Raw genomic sequence first — 23563 nt, forward strand, 5'->3', positions numbered from 1 at the left:
ACGACATGAAATTAGGTCTCTACAACCAGTTGGTCCGCATGGGCGCGTCGCGACGCGACGTGCTCAAGGGCGCGGCGAGCATGGCGGCGGTCGCCGCGGCATCGTCCGCCGGGCTCGGCGCACTCACGGGAGAAGCTTCGGCGCAGGACAATGTGCGCGCCGAAATCCTGAAGATTCCGGGCGTCGGCAAGGGCTCGCCCACCGACGCCGATTGGCAGAAGGTCGGCGAACTCTGCCTCGGCGCCACCAAGGCCAACGTCAAGGAAGGCGAATTCGCCGGCGTCGAGCTGACCTTCATGGGGCTCAACAACCAGAATCTCCACAACTTCCTGTTCCGCGGCTTCCTGAAGCCTTGGGAGGCCTACACCGGCGCCAAGATCAACTGGATCGACCTCGCCCAGGCCGACTACAACGCCCGCCTGCAGCAGTCGATCGCCACCGGCACGGTCGACTTCGACATCCTGCAAATGGGCGCGCCGTTCGAGGGCGACACGGCCGGCCGCGGCCTCCTCGACGAGATGCCCGACTGGGTCGCGACCCAGATCGAGGCCGACGACCTCGTCAACTATCTGAAGGCGCCCGTCGGCACCTGGGACGGCAAGACCTATCGCATCACCATCGACGGCGACTGCCATACCTTCGCTTACCGCAAGGACTATTTCGGCGATGGCTCGATCAGCGGAATGGCCGATGTGCCGAAGCACTGGGAGGATTTCCCGGCGCTCGCCACCGCGCTCGCCGGCAAGAACGACCCGATCACCGGAACGCCGGCGTTCGGCTTCCTCGATCCGTTGAAATATCAGTGGGGCGGCTTCGGCTTCTATTTCCTCGGGGACCGCGCCTCCGCCTATGCCAAGCATCCGGAAGATGCGGCCTGGCTGTTCGACCCCGACACGATGAAGCCGCGCGTCAACAACCCGGCCTGGGTGCAGGCGATCCAGGACGTGTTCGATCTGGTGAAGGCCAACGCCTATCCGCCGGATCAGCTCAACGCCGATCCGAACGCTACCGCCTTCTCGCAGTTCCTCGGCGGCACCGGCGCGGCGCTCTGCTGGTGGGGTGACGTCGGCTCCAACGCCCGCACGTCCGACACTTCCGTGGTCGGCGACGTGGTCGGCTTCTCGATCAACCCCGGCGCCAAGCGTGTCTACAACGCCAAGACCAGCGCTTGGGAGGAGAAGGAGAATTTTGCTCCGAACATGGCTTATATCGGCTGGGGCGTTTACGTCACGAGCCGGGTCTCGGCCGACGAGAAGAAGCGCAAGGCTGCCTGGTCCGCGGCCGCCCACCTCGGCGGCAAGGACCTGTCGCTGTGGACCGCGGCGTATCCGTCGGGCTTCCAGCCCTACCGCAACTCGCACTTCCAATACGCGGAGTGGGAAGCGGCGGGCTATGACCGCGCCTTCGTCGAGGACTATCTGGGCTCGAACCTCGACAGCTACAACCACCCGAACGCGGCAATCGAGCCGCGCATCCCCGGCATCTTCCAGTACTACTCGATTGCCGAGGACGAGTTGGTTAAGGGTGTCAACGGCCAGTATCCCTCCGCCCAGGCGACTGCCGACGCTATCGCCGCGGCATGGGAGAAGATAACCGACCAGATCGGCCGCGAGAGCCAGATAAAACTCTACAAGGCCTCGCTCGGCATGTAGCTTGGCCGAAAGGCCTGAATATCGTCCCGGCGGCGCTGCCGCCGGGCTTTTTTTGACCGGCAAGCCGCGATAGGCTTTCCCTTAACGTATTGTCTGGAACGACCGCGTGTCCGAACAAGCCACGGCCATAGCCCAGAACATGTCGCTCGGCGCCGCGCTCGACACCATCGCGCCCGGTCGCCGGCGGCTGGGCCGCATCATTATGATGCTCGCCACGGCGGGCCTCGCCATCGTCGCTCTCATCCAGATCCTCTACGCCGCCGGCGCCATCGGCTTCGGCTTCTCGACCTGGCGGCCGCTGCTTTATGCCTACATCCTGTGGGGTGTGGCACTCGGCGTCGGCCAGGTGATGACGCGCGGCGAGGAAGGGCACCGCGCGCTGTTCCTGCTGCCCGCGGTACTCTTCACCGTCGCAATGGTGGTGTTTCCCACGCTGTTCGGCTTCTACATCGCCACGCTCGACTGGAATCTCAGCGGCACGCCGAAATTCAACGGTCTCGACAATTTCTGGCAGATGCTGCGCGACCCGTTTTACAGCAACGCGCTGCTCAACATGGTTTTCTACGTCCTGGCGGTGTTCGTCGAATACGTCATCGCCTTCGGCCTGGCGCTGCTCTTGAACGCCCAGATCCGCGCAAGAAAATTCTTCCGCGTCGTTTTCCTGCTGCCGCTGATGCTGTCGCCCGTCGCGGTTTCATGGATGATCGGCAAGTCGCTGATGGAATACCGCTTCGGCCCGGCAGCCACGCTGGCGCGAAAACTCGGCTGGGACAACCCCGCCTTCTTCGCCACGCCGTGGACCGCGAAAATATCGATCATGCTGCTCGACGCCTGGACCTTCATCCCCTTCCTGATGATCATGCTGCTTGCGGGGCTGCAGGCGATGCCGCGCGATATACTGGAAGCAGCGAAGGTCGACGGCGCCACCGCCTGGCAGACGTTCTGGGGCGTCACTTTTCCGCTGATGCTGCCGGTATCGGTCACCGCCCTCATCCTGCGCATCATCTTCAAGCTGAAGCTGGCCGACATCGTCATCACCGTCACCTCCGGCGGCCCCGGCGGAGCGACCGACACGGTCACCAGCTTCATCTTTCGCGAGTACCGCGACCGCTCCAACGTCGGTTACGGCACCATGCTCGCCATGGTCTATCTGATCATCATCATCGTGTTCGTGACGCTGCTGCTGAAACTCGCGAACCGCTTCGTGCGCAACGTCACCTGAGGATTGCGGATGACCGCCGAAGCCATCGAACACACCCCCTCCGAAGTCCGCTCGCCGGCCGCGTTCTTCGCAAGCCGAGTCTTCATCTACGGCGCGCTGATCTTCTGGGCCTTCGTCTGCCTGTTTCCGATCTACTGGACGATCACCACCTCGTTCAAGACGGCGCCCAACGTCACCCAGGGCCACTTGATTCCCTTCGTCGACTTCACGCCGGACTGGCGCGGCTGGCGTTCGCTCGGCCTGTCGCCCGACACGATCGGCAGTACCTCCACGGTGCGCGACGAATTCCTGAAGCGTTTCTTCAATTCGGTGATCACCTCGATCGGCGCCTCGGCGCTGGCGATCGTCATCGGCAGCCTCGCCGCCTACGGGCTCACCCGCTTCCGCTACAAGTTCATGTGGATGAAGAACGAGGACATTTCCTTCTTCTTCCTGTCGCAACTGATCCTGCCGCCCGTCGTGCTCGCCCTGCCCTTCCTCGCGCTCTACAAGGGTCTCCACCTGCTCGACACGCGCATCGGGCTGATCCTGCTCTACACGCTGATGGTGCTGCCGATCGTCATCTGGATCATGCGCGACCAGTTCAACTCGATCCCGGTGGAGCTGGAGGAAGCGGCCCTCGTCGACGGCCTGTCGGTGTGGGGCGCATTCTTCCAGATCGTGCTTCCCATCGCGCTGCCCGGCATGGTGGCCGCCTTCATCCTGTCGATGGTGCTGTGCTGGAACGAATATTTCTTCGCCGCGCTCCTTACCTCCACCAACGCCAACACCATCCCCGTCATGGTCGCCAGCCAGACCGGCTCGCAAGGCATCAACTGGTGGTCGATGGCCGCGCTCTCCACCGCCGCCATCGCCCCGCTGGCGATCATCGGCGTGCTGCTCGAACGCTATCTTATCAAGGGCATGACGGCGGGGGCTGTGAAGTAGAGGTAGAGCCCCCTCAGGCCGGCTCGATGTCGGTCAGGGCAAAATCGTCGCCCTTGTAGAGCAGCGGCTGTCCGAAATGCCGGCTGCACGCATACGCAAAACAGTCGCCCATGTTCAGCCGCGCAGGATGCCGTCCCTTGCCGTAGCGGTCGAACGCCTCGAGCGCGAGCTTGGTAGCTGGTGGTGGCACCGCGACCAACTGGATATCGCCGCGCTCGAGGTAGCGTTCGACCGAGCGCGTAGCCTCCGGGATTGGCATGCCATAGACCCGCGCCAGCGCGACCGTGGTTTCCCAAACCGCCATGGGCGAGATGATCTTGGCGCCGCGGGCCTCGAGCTTTTCGAGGATCAGCCCGGCATCGGGTTCGCTCGTAAGTACGGCCGTCAGAGCCGACGCATCGACGAACATCAGTCCCGCTCGTAGAGACTGTCGATGAACGCCTTGTCGGCCGGCCGCGCGCGCGACGGGTCGCCCTTCGCTTTCAATTCCCTGACGAAAGCCTTGGTGAAATCCGCCAGACTTTCCTTGCCGGCTTCCCGCTTCAGCTCATTTGCGAGCGCCTCATGTACGGCCTCGGTCAATCCCACGCCCTTGGTGGCCGCGACCTTGCGGGCAAGAGCTTCAGTCTGCGGGTTCCTTATGTGGAACGCCATTGGCTAGCCTCCTCTGGCTAGCCGTGTATACCGCTGCGGCTAGCCCGTTTCAAGACAACAGCAGCCGCAGCCGATCCAGAATCATCTCCACGCCCTTTCCACCCAGTTCGGCGTTGGCGTTACTGGCGCTCGCCGTGTACCAGCCCTTGTTCTCGGCAGTCCGATCCATCTCCACGGCTTCCGGGCACAGCGCCAGCATCAGCGACGTCTCGCCTTCGCCGGCGTGGTCGAACGGGAATTTCCCGAACATTTCAGGCCCCATAAGAGAATGCACCTGCACCCAGTTGAACGGGTTGGCGCCGGCCGCGTGGTCGGCATAATAATTGGCCGAGGCCTCGTCGCCCCACCAACCCTCGCCATGCTCCTTCTCAAGGAAGCGGAAGATCGCCTGCCGCCCGGCCGTCTTGAACGCCAGATCGGTCGGCATGCCGGCGACGAAATTCTCGGTCTGGTGATGAATGATCGCATGGATGTTGCGGAAACCAATGCGCAGCAGCGAGTAGAAAAAATCCTCACCGAACGCCGCCAGCGCCTTGCCGCCGACCTGCACCGAGCCGTTGCCTTCCGGCTTCTCCACCGCATAGCTCGCCGCGCCGTAATAGAACGACGGCAGGATGACCAGCGGCGTCTCCTTCTCGATCAGGTCCAGCGTCTTGGTGACAGCCAGCGTGTCCATGCCGACCGCCATGTGCTCGCCATGGTATTCGAGCACGCCGAGCGGCAGCGCCACCGGCCAGTTTTCAGCGATCGCCTGCCGGATCTGGTGTGGGAGCATCAGTTCGTAGCGCATGGGCTACTCCATGTTGGTATGCCGCGCCCGTATCTCTTCCGGCGAGGCGTTTTTCAGCGCCTTCAGTTTCAGCACCATCACCTCGAACAGCACGAACAGCGCGCCCTCGAAGGCCGAACCCATCGGCAGCACCGAGGTTTTGGCCGCGCCCCGGTCGCTGGCCATGGTCTGCGCCGGGATGAGCAGCGTCACGTCGGCCAGCTTCGCCGCACTACCGTGCGGCTCGGCCGTCAGCGCGACCACCGTGGCGCCGGCGTCCTTCGCCACCTGCATCAGCGTCAGTACCGTCGTCGTCTCACCCGGCCCGGAGGAAGCGAGAAAAATGTCGCCCTTGCCCAGCGGCGGCATGGTCATGTCGCCCACCACGCCGACCGGCATGCCGAGATGGAACAGGCGCATCGCGAAGCCGCGCATCTGCAAGCCTTCGCGCCCGAGCCCATGGGTGCCGATGCGCCCGGCCTGCGCCAGCATCTTGCAGACCTGGTCGACCTCAGTCTCGTCCACGCGGCCGAGCACCGCTCCCAACTCGTCCAGCGCGGTTTTGAACAATGTCGTCATGGGTCCGTTGAGATTCCGGTCAGGGTGAGGCGAAAATGGTGTTTTGTCGGGGTCGCAAAGCGACGAGCGGAGTGTACGTTTCGGTACACGAGCACCGGAAGCGCAGAAAAGCGCCATTTGCAGCCCACCCTGGCTGGAATCTCAATGGATCCATCATGATAATTCCGCCATCAAGTCCTTCGTCTGGCCGTAGACGCGCTTGAAGATTGAATACTGCTTGTCATAGACCCCGCGGAATTTCCCGCGCGGCGAGACTTTTCGCGCCGTCGGGTTCCACGCGCCGATATCGCTCTTTTTCGCCGCGCCGATCGCCAGCGCCGCCAGAAAAGCGTCGCCATAGCTTGCGCCGAACGAGCGCTCGCGCACCGTCTGCGGCATGCCGGAAACGTCCGAGGTCGCCTGGAGCCAGACGGGATTCTTGGTGCCGCCGCCCACCGCCAGCAGCGTTTTCGGCGCCTCGCCGATCTCGCGATAGGTTTCGAAGATCCAGTTGGTACCGCAGGCGATGCCTTCGACCGCCGCGCGATAAAGGTCGCCGCGACCGTGCGTCAGGTTCAACCCGAAGATCACACCCTTGGCGTTCGAGTCGTGGATTGGCGTGCGCTCGCCGGACAGGTGCGGCAGCATGATCACGCCGTTGGCGCCGGGCGGCGATTTTTCCGCCTCCTTGGTCAGCGTGCGGAATGCGCTTTCGAACGGCAGATCCTTCGCAAACTGGTCGCGGAACCAGTGGGTCAGCGTGCCGCTGGTCGCAAGGCCCGACATCGAGGCGTGCTCACCGGGAAACAGCCAGGGCGCGTACCAGAGCCGCCCGTCCTGGATGCGCCTTTGCGACAGCATGATGATGAAGATGGTCGATCCGTACATCACCATCATGTCGCCGGCTCTTGTCACGCCAACGCTGAGCGCTTCGGCGGCCGCGTCGATGGTGCCGGCAATCACCGGCGTGCCTGCCGCCAGCCCGGTCTCCCGCGCCGCCTTCTTCGTCACCTGCCCGGCTATGTCGGTCGTCCACAACACTTTTGGCAGCCGGTCGGGCTCGATGATGTCGGGCGCCAGTGCGGCGCTCCACCCTTTCACGTCGATCTCGTAGAGTGGCGAAAAATTCGCCGCCGAATAGTGGTCGACCACGCATTCGCCGGTCAGCTTCTGCACCAGATAGGTGGTCGAGGTGACGACTTTCGCCGCCTTTTCATAGAGTTCCGGGCGATTCTTCTTCAACCACAGGATTTTCGGGCCGACCGATTGTGTGGTCAGCGCATTGCCGCAACGGTCGAGGATTTTTGTCGCGCCGATCCGCTCCGTCAGTTCCTCGATCTCGACCACCGCCCGGTTATCCACGCCGTAGAGCGCAGCGTTCGACAGCGCTTCCCCTTCGGCATCGACCGGCAGCATGCAAGGGCCGATGGCGCTGGTGCCGATGGCCTTGATCGCCTTGGGGTCGATGCCGCTTTCGGCCAGCATCTTTTTCGAGATGAAGCAGAAATCGCCCCACCAGTCCTGCTTCGGCCGGTGTTCGGCCCAGCCGGGCTGCGGCACCAGCATCTTGTGCGGCCTTGCCGCCGTGGCGACGACGTTGCCCGATCCGTCGACGATCGCGCCTTTCGATTCGAAGGTTCCGATGTCGATGCCGAGTGTGTAGCTCATGCGATGAAATCGTCCCGCTCCAGGCTGAAACCCTTGTCGATCGAAGAAATCCCCGCCACCAGCAGGCGCGTAAGCTGCTCCAGATCGCCGAGATCGACTACCTCCAGCGAAGAGTGCGAATAGCGCATCGGAAAACCGACATCGATCGATGCTACCCCGCCCTCCACCAGTTGCACGTATGAGGAATCGGTCAGCGCGCCGGTATGGGCGCTGCGCTGCAACGGGATGTTTTCAGCCCGGCTCGCCGTCTCGAACAGCGACACCAGCGCCGGATGGGGAATCGTGCCGTTCAGCGTGCCGCGCCCGTGGAAGGAATAGAGGCTCATGCCCGGGCCGCCGCCCATGGTCACATTGCCGCGATAGGCCATGTCGGGCGTGTCGGTCGCAAGCAGCAGGTCAAGCTGGATGCAAATGCCTGGCTTCAGCACCTGTGCGGCCGTCAGCGCGCCGCGCAGGTTGAATTCCTCTTGCACGGAAAAGACAAAATGCACGGTCGCCCGCCTGGCGGCCTGGACAAGAGCCCGCGCCGCCTCGACGATCACCGCGCAGCCGGCGCGGTCGTCGACCGAGGTTCCGGCGATGCGCGTCTGGGAAAGCTCGATCACCTGCGGCCTATAGACGATCGGCGTGCCGATCAGCACGCCGGCGGCCTCCGCCTCGGCGCGGCTCGAAAAGCCAGCGTCGATATAGAGGTCCATATAGGGCACGACCTTGTATTTCTCGTCCGGCGTGGTGGCGTGGTGGCTCTTGTTGGCGATCAGGCCGACACGGTCCCTGCCCTCGCCGATACAGATCGTCACCGCCTGCGACGGCAGCGCCCGCTCGGGCACGCCGCCCAGCCGCTCGACGCGGATGAAACCGTCGTTCTCGATCTTGCGCACGACGAAACCGAGCTGATCCATGTGGGTGAACAGCATGACATCAGGCGCGCCCGTTTCGCCCTTCAGCGTGGCGATCAGGTTGCCGAGGCGATCGGTGGTGGTCGTCAGTCCCAGGGCTCGCAGTTCGGCGGCCAGATAGCGCCGCACGCGGCCCTCATGTCCGCTGAGGCCGGGGATCAGCATCAACTCGGTGAGGAGCGTGCGGAGGCGGTCGTGCATGGAGATGTCGTTAGCCATGGAGGCCTCTCCGTGCTGTTCGATGTGCCTTATGCACCCCCTCACCGGCCCTTCGGGCCACCTCTCCCCCTGCCCGAGGGAGAGGAGCGCCGGCCGCAAGATGAGCGCCAATCGCCGAAGCTGCTCTCCTCTCCCCCGGGCAGGGGGAGAGGTGGCCCGAAGGGCCGGTGAGGGGGTGCTTCAACTCCTCCAAAGTGAATTCCCTCACGCGCCCCGCGCCGCTCTTGCGAGCCGCATGAACTCCGCCGCGCGATCCGGGTCGACCGCGTTCCACGTATTGCCATCGACCTTCAGCGACGAACCGACGATGACGCCGTCGGCGATCTTCAGCACATCTGCGATCGTCGCGTGCTTGACGCCCGTGTTGGCCAGCACCGGCGTGGTCGGCAGCACCTTCTTGACTGCTTCCAGATCGCTCATCGAGGCCGCCTCGCCGGTGATCTGCCCGGAAACCAGGATAGCGTCCGGGATGCTCGAAAACACCGCCGAGCGGGCGCGGTCGGGCAGCGAGCGCTGGTCGAGCGAATAGGCGAATTCGGCCGAGACGTTGTAAAGCAGCGCCAGGTCGGAGCGATGCAGCCGGTCGCGGTAGCGCATCGCCTTGCCGGCATCCGGCGTCCACGGCCCCATGTCGGAAGCGTAGGTGCCCGTGAAAATCTCGCGCACGAAGGCCGCGCCCGTCGCAGCGGCCAGCGCGACCGACGCCATCGGATCCCACAGCACATTGACGCCGAACGGCACCGTGATCTTGTCGCGCACTTTGCCGATCACATAGGCCATGGTGGCGGTGGAAGCCGTATCGACCTGGAACTCGTAGGGCCGGTCATTCTCGTTGCCGAACATGACGGCGTCCACGCCGGCTTTCTGCAGGGCGCCGAGGTCCTTGGTCACGCCGTCGATCAGCGCCTCCAGCCCGCCCTTGGCGTCGTAGAGGGGCGACCCCGGCAGCGCGCCGAAATGCACCATGGCGATCACCGGCTTGCCGGCGCCGAAAACGTTCCTGAATTTCTGGGTCACTCTTGCCTCGAACCGCTTGTTTCCGGCGCATGCTTAGCAACCGGAAAAATGCCTGTCCAACGCTTCCACGGACTTTTGGTCGTACCACACAGTTGCTAGTGTCCGGTCCAAATTCGGAGAGGGAACGGTATATGAAAGTCAGGCATTTCGACCGGATCGGCAATGGCGGTCTGGATTTCACCGAACTCGGCTTCGGTAGCGCCCCGCTCGGCAACCTCTACCGCTCCATCTCCGACGACGACGCCCAGGCGATCCTGGAGAAAGCCTGGGATACCGGCGTGCGCTATTACGACACCGCGCCGCTCTACGGACTCGGCCTCTCGGAAACCCGGCTCAACCGCTTCCTGCGCGGAAAACGCCGTGACGACTATGTGCTGTCGACCAAGGTCGGCCGCCTCATGCGCGTCTCGACGCCGGAGGAGCGCACCGGCATCGGCAAGTTCTTCGACACCCCGTCGCGCCGCGAGGTCTACGACTACAGTTTTGACGGCGTCATGCGCTCCGTCGAATTCTCGCTGGAACGGCTCGGCATCGACCGTATCGACATCCTGTTCGCGCACGACCTCGACATCTTCACCCACGGCAGCAAGCAGGCCGCCGACGCCCGCATCGAGGAATTCATGCGCTCCGGCTATGGCGCGCTGGTCTCGCTGCGCGACCAGGGAGTCGTCAAGGCGATCGGCGGCGGCATCAACGAATGGCAGATGGCGCAGACGCTGGCCAAACGCGGCGACTTCGACCTGTTCCTGCTCGCCGGCCGCTATACGCTGCTCGAACAGGAGGCGCTCGACACCTTCCTGCCGCTTTGCCAGAATCGCGGCATCGGCATCGTGCTTGGCGGTCCCTACAATTCCGGCATTCTCGCCACCGGTGCGAAGCCCGGCGCCTTCTACAACTATTCCGAGGCGCCGCAGGAGATTCTCGATCGCGTCACCCGCATCGAGGCGGTGTGCAAGCGCCACGGCGTCCGGCTGATCGAGGCAGCGTTGCAGTTTCCGCTTTCGCATCCTTCGGTCGTCTCGGTCATTCCGGGCGGACAGCGAGTCGCCGAAGTGGAGAGCAATCGCGCGCTCGTCGAAACGAAGGTCCCGGCAAGCCTATGGGCCGATCTGAAGGCGGAAAACCTGCTCAGAAAGGACGCTCCGACAAACTGATTGCGGGTTTCGACAGGCGTGCGCGGCGCAAGGCGTTGAAGTTGTTGATTCTTCCGGACTTCACGCGGTCCCGGCGCGAGGCGTCCGGGCGCTTGGCGGGGCATGGAGCAATGCCTCTAAGTCTTTGAGAGAAAACGGAAAATGGAAAAGATCACCGATTGGGACGATGCCTACGCCAACCGCGCCTACATCAACGACGCAGATATCATCGTCGACGGGTGGCCGGTCGATGCCAAAACCTTCCGCGACACGCTTTCGCGGCAGGGCCGCATGCGCGCCGACATCGCCTACGGCCCGCATCCGCGCAACCGGCTGGACCTGTTCTTGCCTGAAGGAAAGCCACTAGGGCTGGTGGTAATCGTTCACGGTGGCTACTGGATGTTGTTCGACAGCAAGACCTTTTCGCATCTGGCCAAGGGCGCGGTCGAGCGAGGCTTCGCGGTCGCCGTGCCGAGCTATGTGCTGTGCCCGGAAGCCCGCATTTCCGACATCACCAGGCAGATCGGCGACGCCATTTCCGTCGCCGCAAAAGAAATCGGCGGCCCAGTTCATCTCACCGGCCATTCCGCCGGCGGGCATCTGGTCTCGCGCATGGTCTCGGCGACCTCGCCGCTTTCGGGTAACCTGTTGTCCCGGCTGCGAAAAACCGTCTCTATTTCTGGTGTCCACGACCTGCGCCCGCTGCTCAACACCAGGATGGTCGAAACGCTGAAGCTGGACTTGGCCGAGTCCGAACGCGAGAGCCCGGCCCTGCTTTCGCCTCTCGACGGGACAAAGATCACCTTCTGGGTCGGCGGCGACGAGCGCCCGGAATTCGTGCGCCAGACGCAATTGATGCAGGACGCTTGGAGCGGCGTGACGCCGGACATCGTCATCGAGCCGGCAAAACACCATTTTAGCGTCATCGAAGGGCTGACCGACCCCAACCATGCTCTGGTCCGTTCGCTGCTTGCCCTGTAAGAAGGGTCGCGTAGACAACCGGAGTTTCCATGCGAGCCGTCTTCGTCCAGCTTCAATGCGTTCCGGGCAAGACCTATGAGGTCGCCAATGCCCTGTACGAACGCGAGGTCGTGTCGGAACTCTATTCGACCAGCGGCGAGTACGACCTCTTGATGAAGATCTACCTCGAGGACGAGGTCGACATCGGCAAATTCATCAATGAAAACATCGCCAACGTGCCGGGCATCGTGCGCTCACTGACGACGCTGACTTTTACGGCGTTCTGAGCGAACCGTCTACGAGACCGTTCTGACTGCGGCCCCACGCTCGGCGCGGCGGGCCGCGATCTGCCGCATGGCAGCGACGCGGCGGCCAAGGATCTCATTGCGCATCGCCATCAGGTGCAACGCAAAGAACAGCACCGTGAAACCGACCGCCATCACCAGCAGCGGCCACAACAGGCTCGGATGGATGGTCGGTCCGTCGAGGCGGATCACCGAGGCGGGCTGGTGCAGCGTGTTCCACCATTCGACCGAGAACTTAATGATGGGGATGTTGACGAAGCCCACCAGCGTGATGATCGCCGCGGCGCGGGCCGAGCGCGCCGGATCGTCGAGCGCCCGCGTCAGCGCGATGATGCCGAGATACATCAGGAACAGCACGAAAACGGAGGTGAGGCGGGCGTCCCATACCCACCAGGTGCCCCACATCGGCTTGCCCCAGATCGAGCCCGTGAGCAGCGCCAGCACGGTGAATGCAGCGCCGATCGGTGCGGCGGACTTCAGCGCGACATCGGCGAGCGGGTGACGCCAGACCAGGGTGCCTACCGCCGAGATCGCCATCAGCGTGTAACACATCATCGACAGCCAGGCGAACGGCACGTGGATATACATGATCCGCACCGTGATGCCTTGCTGATAGTCTCCAGGCGCGGTGAAGGACAGATAAAGGCCGAAGGCAAGCAGAAGCACCGAAGCGGCGACAAGCCACGGCAGCAACCGGCCGGCAAGCATCAGGAACCGCGTCGGATTGGCGAGTTCTGTCCACCACCCCGTGCCGGAAACCCTGTCGCTGCCGCTTGTCTCGCTCATCGGCTTTACATAGCCCGCGCGCCGTATCGCCGCAACGCGACGAAAGGTCGAAGCTGCTTTCCGTTCCGCCTACGGTTCCCGCGCAGCCTCAGGCAGCCTCGTCCTTCAGCGAGATGCGGCTCAAGCGGCGGACCTGGTCATCCGACAGCAGGCCGCCGGCGCGCAGCAGCGCGGCGAAGCGGCCGTTCCTCGCCGACAGTTCGCCGAAGCCGCCCATCTCGACGACGCGGCCCTTGTCCATGAAGATCACGAGATCGGCGTCGCGCACGGTGGTCAGCCGGTGCGCGATGATGAACGTCGTGCGGCCCTTGCGCAACGCGTCGATGGCGTCCTTGACGCGAGCCTCGGTCTCCACGTCGAGGGCGCTGGTCGCCTCGTCGAGGACGAGGATAGGCGCGTTCTTCAGAATGGCGCGGGCGATTGCCACGCGCTGGCGCTCGCCGCCCGACAGGTGGCCGCCACGCTCGCCGACCCGGGTGTCATAACCTTCGCTCTTGGCGAGGATGAACTCCTGTGCGGCGGCCGCCTCGGCGGCGGCGTGGATCTCGACATTGCGCGCGCTGTCGCGCCCGATGCGGATGTTGTCCTCGATCGAGCGGTTGAAAAGGCCGGCATCCTGGAACACCGCGGCGATCGACTGCCGCAGCGAATGCTTGGTCACCGTGGCGATGTCGGTGCCATCGATCAGGATGCGGCCGTGCCTGGGCGTGTGCACGCGCTGCAGGAGGTTGATGAGCGTCGTCTTGCCCGCGCCGGTCGGGCCGACGATGGCAACCGTCTGGCCTGCCTTCACCTCGAAGGAAACGTCCTCGAGGCCTTCGCCGGTATCGGGGAAGGCGAAGCTGACATCGTCGAACCGCACCTGGCCGCTGACGTTCTCCAGTTCGCGGAGGCCTTCCGGCTCGGCGGCGACCGCGGCGGCCTGCTCCAGATCATAGAACGCCTCGAGCTTGGCGCGCGCCTCGAAGATCTGGTTGGCAAAGGCCGAAAGCTGGTCCAGCCTGCTGATCAGCAGCGTAGCGAAGCCGGTGAAGGCGACGATGTCGCCGATGCGCAACTGGCCGCTCTGCACGAGCAGCGCGCCGATCAAAAGCACGACCATCATCGAGATCGTCGCCGACAGCCGATGCAGTGCGCTGGCCAGCGCCCACCAGTCGAGCACCGGGAACTGCGCGTCGAGCAGGCGGCGCGTGTAGGTCTTGAGCGCCTCGGTCTCCTGTGTGACGCGGTTGTAGCTCTGCAGCACGGTGACGTTGCTCACAGAATCGGTGACGTGGGAGACGACCTCGTGGAAGTGCGTCTCGACACGCGCCTGGCCGTCCTTGGTCTTGCGCATCACCAGCCGGCCGACCGCGACATAGACCACGCCGAGCATCAGCAGCACACCGGACATGCGCAGATCCATGGCCATGGCCGTCGGGATGAGCAGCAGCAGCGCGACGGCCGTCGACAGGTGGGTGCGCATGAATTCCAGCCAGAGGGCGAACAGCGTCTCGACGGCGCGCAAGAGCGTGTGGAGGGCGTTGGAGGTGCCCCGCTTTTGATGCCAGGAGAGCGGCATTGAGATGACCCGCTCGAAGGATTCGCACAGCACCGAAACACGGCGCGCATGCGCCAGGCGGTCGGCGCCACGCGCGACCAGAACGAATGCGACGATGTTGAAGGCGCCGAGCCCGGCCCAGAGCGCGAGCGAGTCGACGAGGTCGTCCTTGTTGGCGATGGCGTCGATGATCTGACCGAACAGAACGGGCTCGGCGATGGTGACCATGCCAAGCGCGACATTGGCGGCGCAAATCAGCGCCACCTTGTGCTTTTCAGCCGCAAGGTACCTCAGCGCCCGCCAGTACACCTCAAACAAAGTCACGTGATTACCTCATACGTGAAACATTGTGCGTTGCAGCAATCCGGGAAGACGTACTGGCTGCGGCTCCGCACTTCAATGGCCGACTACACATCGGGTTCCCCCAAATCGAACAAAAGATCACAACATCGCGCAACTTTTCGTGATCGGATAACGATTTGAGATATAAGGAAAAATGGCCACGCTGCGGCAGAATAATGGCGGATTCTGACCGATTTGTGATCTTAGCCTTTGGCACCCTTCAGTTGTATGACGTTCGACCGTTCGTCGGCCTGAGGCCGTTTCTCCAGGCGGAAGCGCCCCGCCTTCGCCTTCTTGCCATTGACCTGAACGTTCACCTTGCCCGTGCCGGCCTCGCGCGAGACCTTTATCTCGTAGCGCTTCCCTGCAACGGTCAGCGTCGCCGAGAAACCGTCCCAGGCGTCGGGAATCGCTGGTTCCACAAGCACTTCGTCGCCCTTGCGGGTGATGCCGAGAATGCCTTCCACCGCCGCGCGATAGAGCCAGCCGGCCGAGCCCGTGTACCAGGTCCAGCCGCCGCGCCCGCCTTTGTCGTCGCTTGAATAGACGTCCGCGGCAACGACGTAGGGCTCGACGCGATAGCGCTCAGCCGCCGCCTCGTCCGTTGCGTGGTTGATCGGATTGAGCATGCGGAAGCAGCGCCACGCGTCGTCCGTCCGCCCCATTCTTGCCAGAGCGATGACGAACCAGGTCGCCGCATGCGTGTACTGGCCGCCGTTCTCGCGCACGCCCGGCGGATAGCTTTTTATGTAGCCGGGCTCTTTCTTAGTCTTCGAGAAGGCCGGTGTGAACAGCTTGACGATGTCGAGTTCGGGATCGACCAGCCGTTCGTACGCCGACTGCATCGCCTGCTCCGAGCGCTCGCGGTCGCCGCCGGCCAATACGCTCCATGACTGCGCGATGGAATCGATCTGGCATTCGTCCGATTTGTGCGAACCGAGCGGCGAGCCGTCGTCATAGCTTCCGCGCCTGTACCATTCCCCGTCCCAGGCGGAATGTTCGAGCGCCTTCTTCAGCTTGGCCGCATGGCTTTGCCACTTCGTCGCGTTCGCGGCGTCTCCGCGGTCGCGCGCGATCGGCGAAAAGTCGCCCAGCACCTTGAGCAGGAACCAGCCCAGCCAGACGCTTTCACCCTTGCCGTGGAGACCGACGCCATTCATGCCGTCGTTCCAGTCGCCGCCGAGGATGAGCGGCAGCCCGCTTTCGGCCGACCGGGAAATCGCGAGATTGAGAGCGCGCGCGCAATGCTCGTAAAGTGTCGCGGTCTCGCGTGTCGGCTCTGGCGTGAAGAAGGCGTCGTGCTCCCCTTCCTTGAGAACCTGGCCCGAGATGAACGGCACCTTCCTGTCGAGGATTGCCCGATCGCCGGTCACGTCGACGAAATGGGCGGTCGCATAGGCCAGCCAGACGACGTCATCCGAGATCGTCGTTCGCACGCCGGCGCCTGTGCGCGGCAGCCACCAGTGCTGTACGTCGCCCTCCGGGAACTGGCGCGATGCCGCATTGAGCACCTGCTCACGCGCGAGGCTCGGATCGTGAAGGAGGAAGGCCAGCGTATCCTGCAACTGGTCGCGGAACCCGAAGGCGCCGCTCGCCTGGTAAAAGGCCGAGCGCGCACGGATGCGGCAGGCGAGGCTTTGATAGGGGAGCCAGTTGTTGACCATCGCATCGAGGCTCTTGTCCGGCGTCTCGACCTGCAGCGTGTCGAGGAAGCCGCGCCAAGTCGCCTCGTTTTCGGCCAGACGTTCGTCGAAATCCTTGGCCCGGTGGCGCGCGACAAGCATGCCCGCTTCTTCGGGCGAGCCGGAATCGCCGATCAGCCAGATAACCGTAGCCTCCGCGCCCGGCGCGATCTCGATCTCGCGCGCCATGGCGGCGCAAGGATCGAGCCCGGCCTCGACCCTGCCCGAGAGCGCCAGCCCGCCGGCAGCAGCCGCCGGCCACTCCACCGAGCCTTGCGGCCCAATGAATTCGCCACGGTCGGTGGTCAAAGACTGAGCCTTCTCGTCGCTCGCCAGGAAGGCAAATCGGTCGGAGAAATCCAGGCTGTAGGGATTGCGGGCGAGCAAGGCGCCAGTCTCGGTATCGATCGACGGCACGATATTCGGCGCTGAAAGCGCGCGATTGTTGCCCAGCACCCATTCGGCATAGGCGTAGACGGTGACCTTGGCTTCCAGCGAGCCGGTGTTGCGCAGTTTCAGCCGCGCCACCTTCACCGGATCCTTGGGATCGACCACCTGCGTCAGTTCGAGCGACAGCGTGCCTCGCTTGGCGAGGAATGTGCTGTGGCCTTGGCCGTGCCTGGCCTCATAGGTCATCGCCGGATCGCGGGCCACCGCCGCGAATGGCGAAAACAGTCTGCGGCTGGCGTGGTCGTAGGCATAGATGGCCTCGCCGGGGCGGTTGACAACCGGGTCGTTCGACCACGGCGTCAACTGGAAGTCGCGACTATTTCGGCTCCAGGTGAAGGACGCGCCTTCGGCGGAGGTGTGGAAGCCGAAGGACTGATTGGCAATGACATTGATCCAGGGCTGCGGCGTGGTGCGCGTTCCGGCAAGCCGCACGACATAGTCGCGGCCGCCGTCGGCGAAACCGCCGAAACCGTTCCAGAATTCCAGCCCGGAACCGTCAGCGGCGATATCCCGTCCCTCAATGCGGACCGGCAAACGGCCGTCGTCCACGCCGGCGGCCAGTTGCGCGGCCGCGATCTGAGCGTCGCGCGCTTTGAGCGCCTCGGCTTCGGCGCGCTCCACCTGATCGAATACGGTGCCGTTGCGCGTGTGCAGCACGATCCGCGCCACGGATAGCAGAGTCCGGTAGGATTCCTCGTCCATCAGGTCGCGCCGGACGGCGAAAATATGCTGGCGCGGCCCGAGCTCCGTGCCACGCAAACGGCTGTTCTCGCAAAGCGATTCGATCGCCTGCTGCAGGTCCTGCACATAGGACGCCGCCTGCTCGTTGAGTATCACCAGATCGGCGACCATGCCTCTGGCGCGCATGTATTCCTGATAGCGGAGCGCCTGCGCGACGATTTCCAGGTCGGCGACATCGCCGATGCGCACGGTGAAGATCGGGAAATCGCCGGAGATCGCCATCGGCCACAGCGTCGACTGCTTTCCAAGGCCCGCCGAGATCGTGTCCGGGGCGGCGCGCAGGAACGGATCCGGATAGATCAGGTAGCGCGCCAGGCGCTGAATGTTGGAGGCGTCGGCGAGACTCAGCCCCATATGGCGGGTCTGCACCTGCGAGCGCGTCCAGGACAGCATGGCCTGGCGGGCAAAACTGTCGGGGTGGTCGAGCAGCGCGACCATGGCATCCAGCTCGCCGCGATTGGCGCCGACCACCGTCCAGAACGTCAACTGCACCTTCTTGTTGGCAGGCACGCGCACACGCCGCCGCAGTGCCATGATCGGATCGAGCACGAAGCCGGCACCGCCGCCCAGCGCTGCGCCGCGGTCGAACGCGGCCGGATCGGCGATGGTGCGGCCTCGGCCGATGAAGGCACGGCGGTCCGTCTCCGCCTCGGTCTCGCGGGAAACGCCCGAAGCGTCGGAAACGAAATGCGCCGCCTCGATGTCCGGCTCGTTCGACGCCCGCTTGCGGCGGCGCGCGAAGATGGTGTTGCCACCTCGTCCGATCTCGGTCTCGACGAACATCTTCGAGAACAGCGGATGCGCCACGTCGTTGGCGTCCAGCCCCAGCACGAATTCGGCGAAGGAGGTCACCTCGATGTGGCGGTCGACGTCGCCGTCATTGTAGATGCTGATCCGCCTGCCTTCGCCATTGCCTTCCGACACGACGATGCATTCCAGCTCGGAGCGCAGCGTGCCGACGGTCTTGTTAAAGGTCGCCTTGTCGTCGGTGAAATGAGCAAAGACTTTTTCGCCCGCGGCGCGGCGCGGCTCGACGGTGGCCGACCACCAGTCGCCGGTCTCCACGTCGCGCAGGAAGATGAAGGAGCCGTCGCGATCCTCGGACGGATCGCCTCGCCAGCGGGTGATCGCCAGATCCTGCCAGCGGCTGTAGCCGACGCCAGTGGCCGTCACCATCACAGAGTAGCGACCGTTGGACATCAGGTTGGTGGCGCGCAGCGCATGCGCCGGGTTGAGAATGGTGCGGCTGTCGTTGCTGGTCTCGTCCGGCTCGACGCCGACCTCGTCGTCGGCCTCGGTGCGCACGGTGGCCACCGGAATGTCGCGCGGCGCCTTTTCCTGCAGCAGCAGTTCGGCCGCCTCGATCACCGGATCGCTGTGGAAGCGGTCGCGCAGTCTTCCCTCGAAGATGCCGTTGGCGACCGCCGCGATCGACATGCCCTGGTGGTGGGCATAATAGTTGTAGACGATCGCATGGTCGGTGCCCTCCGGCACGCGCTGCGGGGTAAAGTCCACCGCATCGTGGAAGCCATAGCGCCCGAGCGCACCGATGGAACGCAGCCGTTCGAGGTTGCGGACCGCTTCGCGGGGCATGAACTGCGCCGCAAGAATTGTCGCATAGGGGGCGATCACGGTGTTCTGCGCAAGACCGCGTTTCAGGCCGAGGCCCGGCACTCCAAAATTCGTGTACTGGTAGGTCATCTCGCGGTCGCGCGCGTTGTAGGCGGCTTCCGAGATGCCCCACGGAATGCGCTTCGATCGCCCATATTGGATCTGGCGGTGGACGATCAGCTTGTTGGTCTGGTTGAGGATGCCGCCTTGCGGCTCTTTCATCACCAGCGGCGGCATCAAATATTCGAACATCGAGCCGGACCACGAAAGCAGCGCGCCCTTGAAGCCGATCTCGACGATCGGCCGGCCGAGCCGGAACCAGTGGTCGGTCGGGATATCGCCCTTGGCGATGGCGAACAGGCTGGTTAGGCGCGCTTCCGAGGCGAGAAGATCGTAGCAGGCCTCGTCGAGCTGATGCTGCTCGACCCGGTAGCCGATCGACAGGAGCTTGCGGTCCTGCCTCAGCAGGAAGGAGAAATTCATCTCGAAAGCGAATTTGCGTGTGCGGTCCCTGAGCTCGATCAGCTTGTCGCGCAAACCGTCGACTGCCTTGTCGTCGCTGTGCGCGTCATGCACATGCGCCTCGCAGGTCGCCAGCAGCTTCTCCGCCCAGTCGGAGAGCGCCTCGCTCTTCTGCGAATTGACCTCGGCATGCATGGCGCCAGCGAGCTTGCGGATCTCGCCCGCCAGCACGGTCAGGTTGATGGTGCGGATCGAGGCCATTTCCGGCTGACCCTTGATCGTCTCGACGGCGCGCTGGACGCCCTCGATGCGGTCGCGCAGACGCTGGCGCAGCGGCCGGAGCTGGCGTCGGTCGTCCGGCAGTTCGTCAAGCGTTTCATCGAGGATCGTGACGGTGTCGAGCAGGCCGTCGAACTCGCCCTGCAGATGCACGGACGGTGCTTCCGACCACTCGTTGCACGCGGCCGCCACCGCGACAAGGTGGCCGGCCAGATTGCCGCTGTCTACCGCCGAAATGTACAGCGGATAGAGCGGCCGCAGCGTGTTGGTCTCGTACCAGTTGTAGAGATGGCCCTTGAAGCGCTCCATACCCTCGATCGTCGTCATGGTCTGGTCGATGCGGGTGACTGCTTCCGAAAGGCTGATCCAGCCGAAATCGCGCGCCGAGACGACGGACAGCAGGTAGACGCCGATATTGGTCGGCGAGGTGCGCGGCGCGACAACGGGGATCGGCGTTTCCTGGAAATTGTCGGGCGGCAGAAAATGCTGCTCGGCGGTGACGGTGGCTTCGAAATAGGCCCAGGTGCGCCTGGCGATCGCCCTCAGAGTCTTGCGGTCCGCGGTCGAAACCCGCAGCCGGTCCTCGGTTTCGGCCGAGCGGCTGATCAGCCAGGCGAAAGCCGGCGAGCCCGCCCAGAAGATGGCGAAGAAGAAGGCGACGAAGGCGCCGGTGGAATCCGCCATGACGGGAATGACCAGCCCGACAATGGCGACGATGACCGCGCCGTACATCATGCGGTAGTAGGAGATCAGCGTGTTGTCGCCGGATTTGTACGCCTGCGAGGCGGTGCGCCATTCCAGCATGTGCTTGCGGCTGACGAACAGGCGATAGAGCGTGCGGATGATGGCGTCGCCCATCATCCAGGCCGTATGGGCCATCAGAACGATCTTCAGCGCCACCATGGCGGTTGCGAACACCGCGTCGCGGAACAGCGCGTTGAAATGACCGCGCGCCGTGGCGTCGTTGCTCTTCGGCAATATGGCGTCGACCACGTCGAAGGTCGGCGCCATGAACAGGCTGAGGATAAGCAGCGCCTGCCATTGGGCGGCCTGCGTGAAGGGCAGCAGCGCCCAGCCGGCGATCGTCGCCATTACCCAGAAGATCGGAGTGATCGAGCGGCGCAGATTGTCCACCATCTTCCAGCGCGATATCGCGGGGACGCCGGAAGCGGGATCGAGGATGAAGGGCAACAACTGCCAGTCGCCGCGCGCCCAGCGATGATGGCGCGAGGCGTCGACCGAGTAGCGGGTCGGATAGTCCTCCACCACTTCCACGTCGGTGACCAGGGCGGCGCGGCTGTAGGCGCCTTCCAGCAAATCGTGGCTAAGGACGGTGTTTTCCGGGATGCGCCCCCTCAGCGCCGCCTCGAAGGCGTCGACATGATAGAGGCCCTTGCCGGTAAACGTCCCCTCCCCGAACACGTCCTGATAAAGATCCGAGACGGTGAAGACGTAGGGATCGAGACCGCGATTGGCAGAGAATACGCGCTGGAAAAACGAGGCCTCGTCTCCCGTGGTCAGCGATGCGGTGACGCGTGGCTGCAGGATCGAATAGCCGTGGATGACCTTGCCGGTCTTGGCGTCGTATTCCGGCCGGTTGAGCGGATGCGCGAGCTTGCCAACCAGTTCGGTGACCACCTCGCGGGTCATCTTGGTGTCGGCGTCGAGCGTCATGACATAGACGATGTCGCCCGGCAGCGCATGCTCGGTCGGTAGGAAAGTCGTATCGGCGTCGCCACGCAGCAGCAGGTTCAGCTCATGCAGCTTGCCGCGCTTGCGCTCCCAGCCCATCCAGCAGCCTTCGGACTCGTTGAACAGCCGGCGGCGGTGCAGCAGATAGAATTTCGGCGCGCCGTACGACGGATAGCGCTCGTTGAGGCCCGCGATCTCGGCACGCGCATGCTCCAGGATTTCGAGATCCGCCGTGCTCTGCTCGGTATCGCTGTCCGGCCAATCGGAGAGCAGCGCGAAATGCAGCGCGCCCTTCATGTTGGCAAGATGATGCACCTCCAGTGTGCGCACTGCCTCCTCGACGTCGTCGCGCGAGTTGATGAGTGACGGCACAACAACCAGCGTGCGCGCCGCCGGCGGTATGCCCCCCTTGAATTCGTAGCCGGGTAGCCTGGTCGGCTTGAGGAACAGCAGCACAACGGTGTTGAAGAAGGACATCGCGCCTTCGCTCGCCGGAACGGCGAACGGGACAAGCATCAAGGCGATGGCCCAGCCTGGCAGGCCGATGCCAGCCAGCGCCATGCCGGAAGCAATCAGCAGCACCACCGTGAGGATGAAAACCGGAACCACGATGCCCAGCCATCCTGTTGAGCGGAAGGCGCGGACCAGCCGGCGGCCGAAACCCGGCTTGTAGCCGATCGCCGTCTCCAGCTCCGGACGCCGCTCCCCGACCAGGAAGAAGCCGACATCGCTGCCGGTCGGCCGGCCATGTTCGTCGGGGATGGAGCCCTGCCTCGGCGACATGCCGGCCAGCTCGGTCGCCCGCTGCGCGACTTCGAATTCAGACAGGCCCGATCGGCGGGCGAGTTCCTCGATCTCGCCGCGATACTGGTTGCGGGATTCGAAATCGAGGTCGGCATAGTCGCCGCGCTGGCGCAGCAATTCATCGATGCGGCTGACGCCCTCGAACCATTCCGGCCAGTCGACATCGTTGATGAGGCGCAGCCCGCGGATAATGTTGCCGGCCGTGACGTTGCCGGCGGACAGAGTCCGGTGCTCACCGAGCGTGATCTCCTCGGCGTCAGAGCCGGATTTCTCCAGTTCGTCCTCGAGCCAGGTCAGCGCCTCGCCGGCGTTGTGCGACCCGTCTCGCAGCCGGTAAAGCAGTTGCGTCGAAAAAGTCGTATCGCGGGCATGCGCCGCATAGGGCGCCATGATGGTGCGGCGATCCTCGCCGTCGCTGGAGGCCAGCACTCGGTCCGCCAGGTCGTTGGCGGTGTGGCGCATCTCGCGGGCGCGCTTGACGCGCACGGCGATGCGGCGAAGGTTCTCGACCAGCACGAAACGCAGCAGCGACGGAAGCGCCCACAGTTCGCCGATGCGGAACGGCACCACGCCCTGGTAGCCGTCGACCAGCGCCCGCAGCATCTGCGAAGAGACGGCGCTGTCGGAGTGAGCCACATAAATCCAGGCGAGCGCTAACGCCCTCGGCACTTCGCCGCCGCCCGGCAGCTTCATCGTCGGCAGTTGCCGGTAGAAGCGCTTTGGCAGATCGCGCTTGACCTGGAAAATCGTCTCCTCGACCACGTAGTTGTTGTCGAGAAGCCATTGCGCGGCCGGCGTTATCGGCTCGCCATGCGCCTGCGCCGAATTGATGGACCGGTAGGTCTCCAGAATCTTGGCGGCATTGTCGCGGTGGCGCGCCTGGAAATCGAACTCGGTGAGGCCGTAGAAGCTATCCAACTCGTCGCGAGCGAGGCTTTCGCCCAGCGCCCGCAGGCGGTCCTCCTGGAGGAAAGTGGAGCGGATCGGCTGCTCGCCCGCAGCGGGCAGCAGCAGGTTTGCAGTCTGGATGGTTTCGGGCCGAGCCTGAATGTTCATGAAGCAGCAGATTCCAGGGTACAGACAAGGGGACCGCGACGAACGCCGCAGCCTGAATCAGCGTTTAACCGTTTCAGATGGCAAAAGTTGCATCGCAACACGAGCCGACCTCAAATTCAGCCGCGACACGAAGAC

At 64.1% G+C, this 23563-nt stretch carries 16 protein-coding genes; 6 read left to right on the forward strand and 10 right to left on the reverse strand.

Translation table 11 applies throughout. The features are described from left to right. Positions 1–5: 5 nt before the first annotated feature. The 3 genes from RB623_RS13140 (at position 6) to RB623_RS13150 (ending at position 3801) form a co-directional block, all read left to right on the forward strand. Positions 6–1652 carry an extracellular solute-binding protein gene (locus tag RB623_RS13140; protein WP_308057294.1) on the forward strand — a complete coding sequence of 549 codons (1647 nt, stop codon included), beginning with the start codon at positions 6–8 and terminating at the stop codon, positions 1650–1652. Positions 1653–1791: 139 nt separating this feature from the next. Further along, entirely contained in the window at positions 1792–2874 is a 1083-nt protein-coding gene (locus tag RB623_RS13145; RefSeq protein ID WP_308057438.1) for a sugar ABC transporter permease, read from the forward strand. Between the two features lie 9 nt (positions 2875–2883). Further along, positions 2884–3801 carry a carbohydrate ABC transporter permease gene (locus RB623_RS13150; RefSeq protein WP_308057295.1) on the forward strand — a complete coding sequence of 306 codons (918 nt, stop codon included), beginning with the start codon at positions 2884–2886 and terminating at the stop codon, positions 3799–3801. A gap of 13 nt (positions 3802–3814) precedes the next feature. Here the strand turns inward: RB623_RS13150 and RB623_RS13155 are convergent, their stop codons facing one another. From RB623_RS13155 to RB623_RS13185, 7 genes are all read right to left on the reverse strand, one after another. Next, positions 3815–4210 carry a type II toxin-antitoxin system VapC family toxin gene (locus tag RB623_RS13155; RefSeq protein ID WP_308057296.1) on the reverse strand — a complete coding sequence of 132 codons (396 nt, stop codon included), beginning with the start codon at positions 4208–4210 and terminating at the stop codon, positions 3815–3817. Then, positions 4210–4455 carry a type II toxin-antitoxin system VapB family antitoxin gene (locus RB623_RS13160; RefSeq protein ID WP_308057297.1) on the reverse strand — a complete coding sequence of 82 codons (246 nt, stop codon included), beginning with the start codon at positions 4453–4455 and terminating at the stop codon, positions 4210–4212. The genes RB623_RS13155 and RB623_RS13160 overlap by 1 nt, the downstream gene beginning before the upstream one ends. Positions 4456–4504: 49 nt before the next feature. Then, entirely contained in the window at positions 4505–5245 is a 741-nt protein-coding gene (locus tag RB623_RS13165) for a creatininase family protein (RefSeq protein WP_308057298.1), read from the reverse strand. Positions 5246–5248: 3 nt separating this feature from the next. Beyond that, positions 5249–5803: a 6-phospho-3-hexuloisomerase gene (gene hxlB / locus RB623_RS13170; protein ID WP_308057299.1), complete on the reverse strand. Its 555-nt coding sequence runs from the start codon at positions 5801–5803 to the stop codon at positions 5249–5251. Positions 5804–5956: 153 nt separating this feature from the next. Next, positions 5957–7450, reverse strand: a complete 1494-nt coding sequence (locus tag RB623_RS13175) for an FGGY-family carbohydrate kinase (protein ID WP_308057300.1) — start codon at positions 7448–7450, stop codon at positions 5957–5959. Further along, on the reverse strand, positions 7447–8568 hold the full coding sequence (locus tag RB623_RS13180; RefSeq protein ID WP_308057301.1) for a M42 family metallopeptidase: 1122 nt from the start codon (positions 8566–8568) through the stop codon (positions 7447–7449). The genes RB623_RS13175 and RB623_RS13180 overlap by 4 nt, the downstream gene beginning before the upstream one ends. 204 nt (positions 8569–8772) lie before the next feature. Further along, on the reverse strand, positions 8773–9585 hold the full coding sequence (locus RB623_RS13185) for a BtpA/SgcQ family protein (protein ID WP_308057303.1): 813 nt from the start codon (positions 9583–9585) through the stop codon (positions 8773–8775). 131 nt (positions 9586–9716) lie between these two features. On the opposite strand from RB623_RS13185, the gene RB623_RS13190 reads away from it, so the two are divergent. The 3 genes from RB623_RS13190 (at position 9717) to RB623_RS13200 (ending at position 11965) form a co-directional block, all read left to right on the forward strand. After that, positions 9717–10739 (forward strand): aldo/keto reductase, encoded by a 1023-nt coding sequence (locus tag RB623_RS13190; protein WP_308057304.1) that lies wholly within the window; start codon positions 9717–9719, stop codon positions 10737–10739. A gap of 141 nt (positions 10740–10880) precedes the next feature. After that, positions 10881–11699: an alpha/beta hydrolase gene (locus RB623_RS13195; RefSeq protein ID WP_308057305.1), complete on the forward strand. Its 819-nt coding sequence runs from the start codon at positions 10881–10883 to the stop codon at positions 11697–11699. A 29-nt stretch (positions 11700–11728) separates the two neighbouring features. Next, positions 11729–11965, forward strand: coding sequence for an Lrp/AsnC ligand binding domain-containing protein (locus RB623_RS13200; RefSeq protein WP_308057306.1), 237 nt, complete (start codon positions 11729–11731; stop codon positions 11963–11965). A 9-nt stretch (positions 11966–11974) separates the two neighbouring features. On the opposite strand, the gene RB623_RS13205 is transcribed toward RB623_RS13200, so the two are convergent. The 3 genes from RB623_RS13205 to RB623_RS13215 all read right to left on the reverse strand — a co-directional run bounded on the left by RB623_RS13205 (position 11975) and on the right by RB623_RS13215 (position 23428). Continuing rightward, positions 11975–12769, reverse strand: a complete 795-nt coding sequence (locus RB623_RS13205) for a heme ABC transporter permease (protein WP_308057307.1) — start codon at positions 12767–12769, stop codon at positions 11975–11977. Positions 12770–12857: 88 nt separating this feature from the next. Then, on the reverse strand, positions 12858–14633 hold the full coding sequence (locus RB623_RS13210) for a glucan ABC transporter ATP-binding protein/ permease (protein WP_308057308.1): 1776 nt from the start codon (positions 14631–14633) through the stop codon (positions 12858–12860). A 221-nt stretch (positions 14634–14854) separates the two neighbouring features. Next, complete coding sequence (locus RB623_RS13215; RefSeq protein WP_308057309.1) at positions 14855–23428, reverse strand: GH36-type glycosyl hydrolase domain-containing protein; 8574 nt, start codon at positions 23426–23428, stop codon at positions 14855–14857. Positions 23429–23563 lie beyond the last annotated feature (135 nt).

This window comes from Mesorhizobium sp. LHD-90 (genome assembly GCF_030929505.1).
Classification (GTDB): domain Bacteria; phylum Pseudomonadota; class Alphaproteobacteria; order Rhizobiales; family Rhizobiaceae; genus Kumtagia.

Coding starts and splice junctions, on each gene's coding strand:
- RB623_RS13140 (WP_308057294.1), top strand. CDS start 6: ATGAAATTAGGTCTCTACAACCAGTTGGTCCGCATGGGCGCGTCGCGA.
- RB623_RS13145 (WP_308057438.1), top strand. CDS start 1,792: ATGTCGCTCGGCGCCGCGCTCGACACCATCGCGCCCGGTCGCCGGCGG.
- RB623_RS13150 (WP_308057295.1), top strand. CDS start 2,884: ATGACCGCCGAAGCCATCGAACACACCCCCTCCGAAGTCCGCTCGCCG.
- RB623_RS13155 (WP_308057296.1), bottom strand. CDS start 4,210: ATGTTCGTCGATGCGTCGGCTCTGACGGCCGTACTTACGAGCGAACCC.
- RB623_RS13160 (WP_308057297.1), bottom strand. CDS start 4,455: ATGGCGTTCCACATAAGGAACCCGCAGACTGAAGCTCTTGCCCGCAAG.
- RB623_RS13165 (WP_308057298.1), bottom strand. CDS start 5,245: ATGCGCTACGAACTGATGCTCCCACACCAGATCCGGCAGGCGATCGCT.
- hxlB (WP_308057299.1), bottom strand. CDS start 5,803: ATGACGACATTGTTCAAAACCGCGCTGGACGAGTTGGGAGCGGTGCTC.
- RB623_RS13175 (WP_308057300.1), bottom strand. CDS start 7,450: ATGAGCTACACACTCGGCATCGACATCGGAACCTTCGAATCGAAAGGC.
- RB623_RS13180 (WP_308057301.1), bottom strand. CDS start 8,568: ATGGCTAACGACATCTCCATGCACGACCGCCTCCGCACGCTCCTCACC.
- RB623_RS13190 (WP_308057304.1), top strand. CDS start 9,717: ATGAAAGTCAGGCATTTCGACCGGATCGGCAATGGCGGTCTGGATTTC.
- RB623_RS13195 (WP_308057305.1), top strand. CDS start 10,881: ATGGAAAAGATCACCGATTGGGACGATGCCTACGCCAACCGCGCCTAC.
- RB623_RS13200 (WP_308057306.1), top strand. CDS start 11,729: ATGCGAGCCGTCTTCGTCCAGCTTCAATGCGTTCCGGGCAAGACCTAT.
- RB623_RS13205 (WP_308057307.1), bottom strand. CDS start 12,769: ATGAGCGAGACAAGCGGCAGCGACAGGGTTTCCGGCACGGGGTGGTGG.
- RB623_RS13215 (WP_308057309.1), bottom strand. CDS start 23,428: ATGAACATTCAGGCTCGGCCCGAAACCATCCAGACTGCAAACCTGCTG.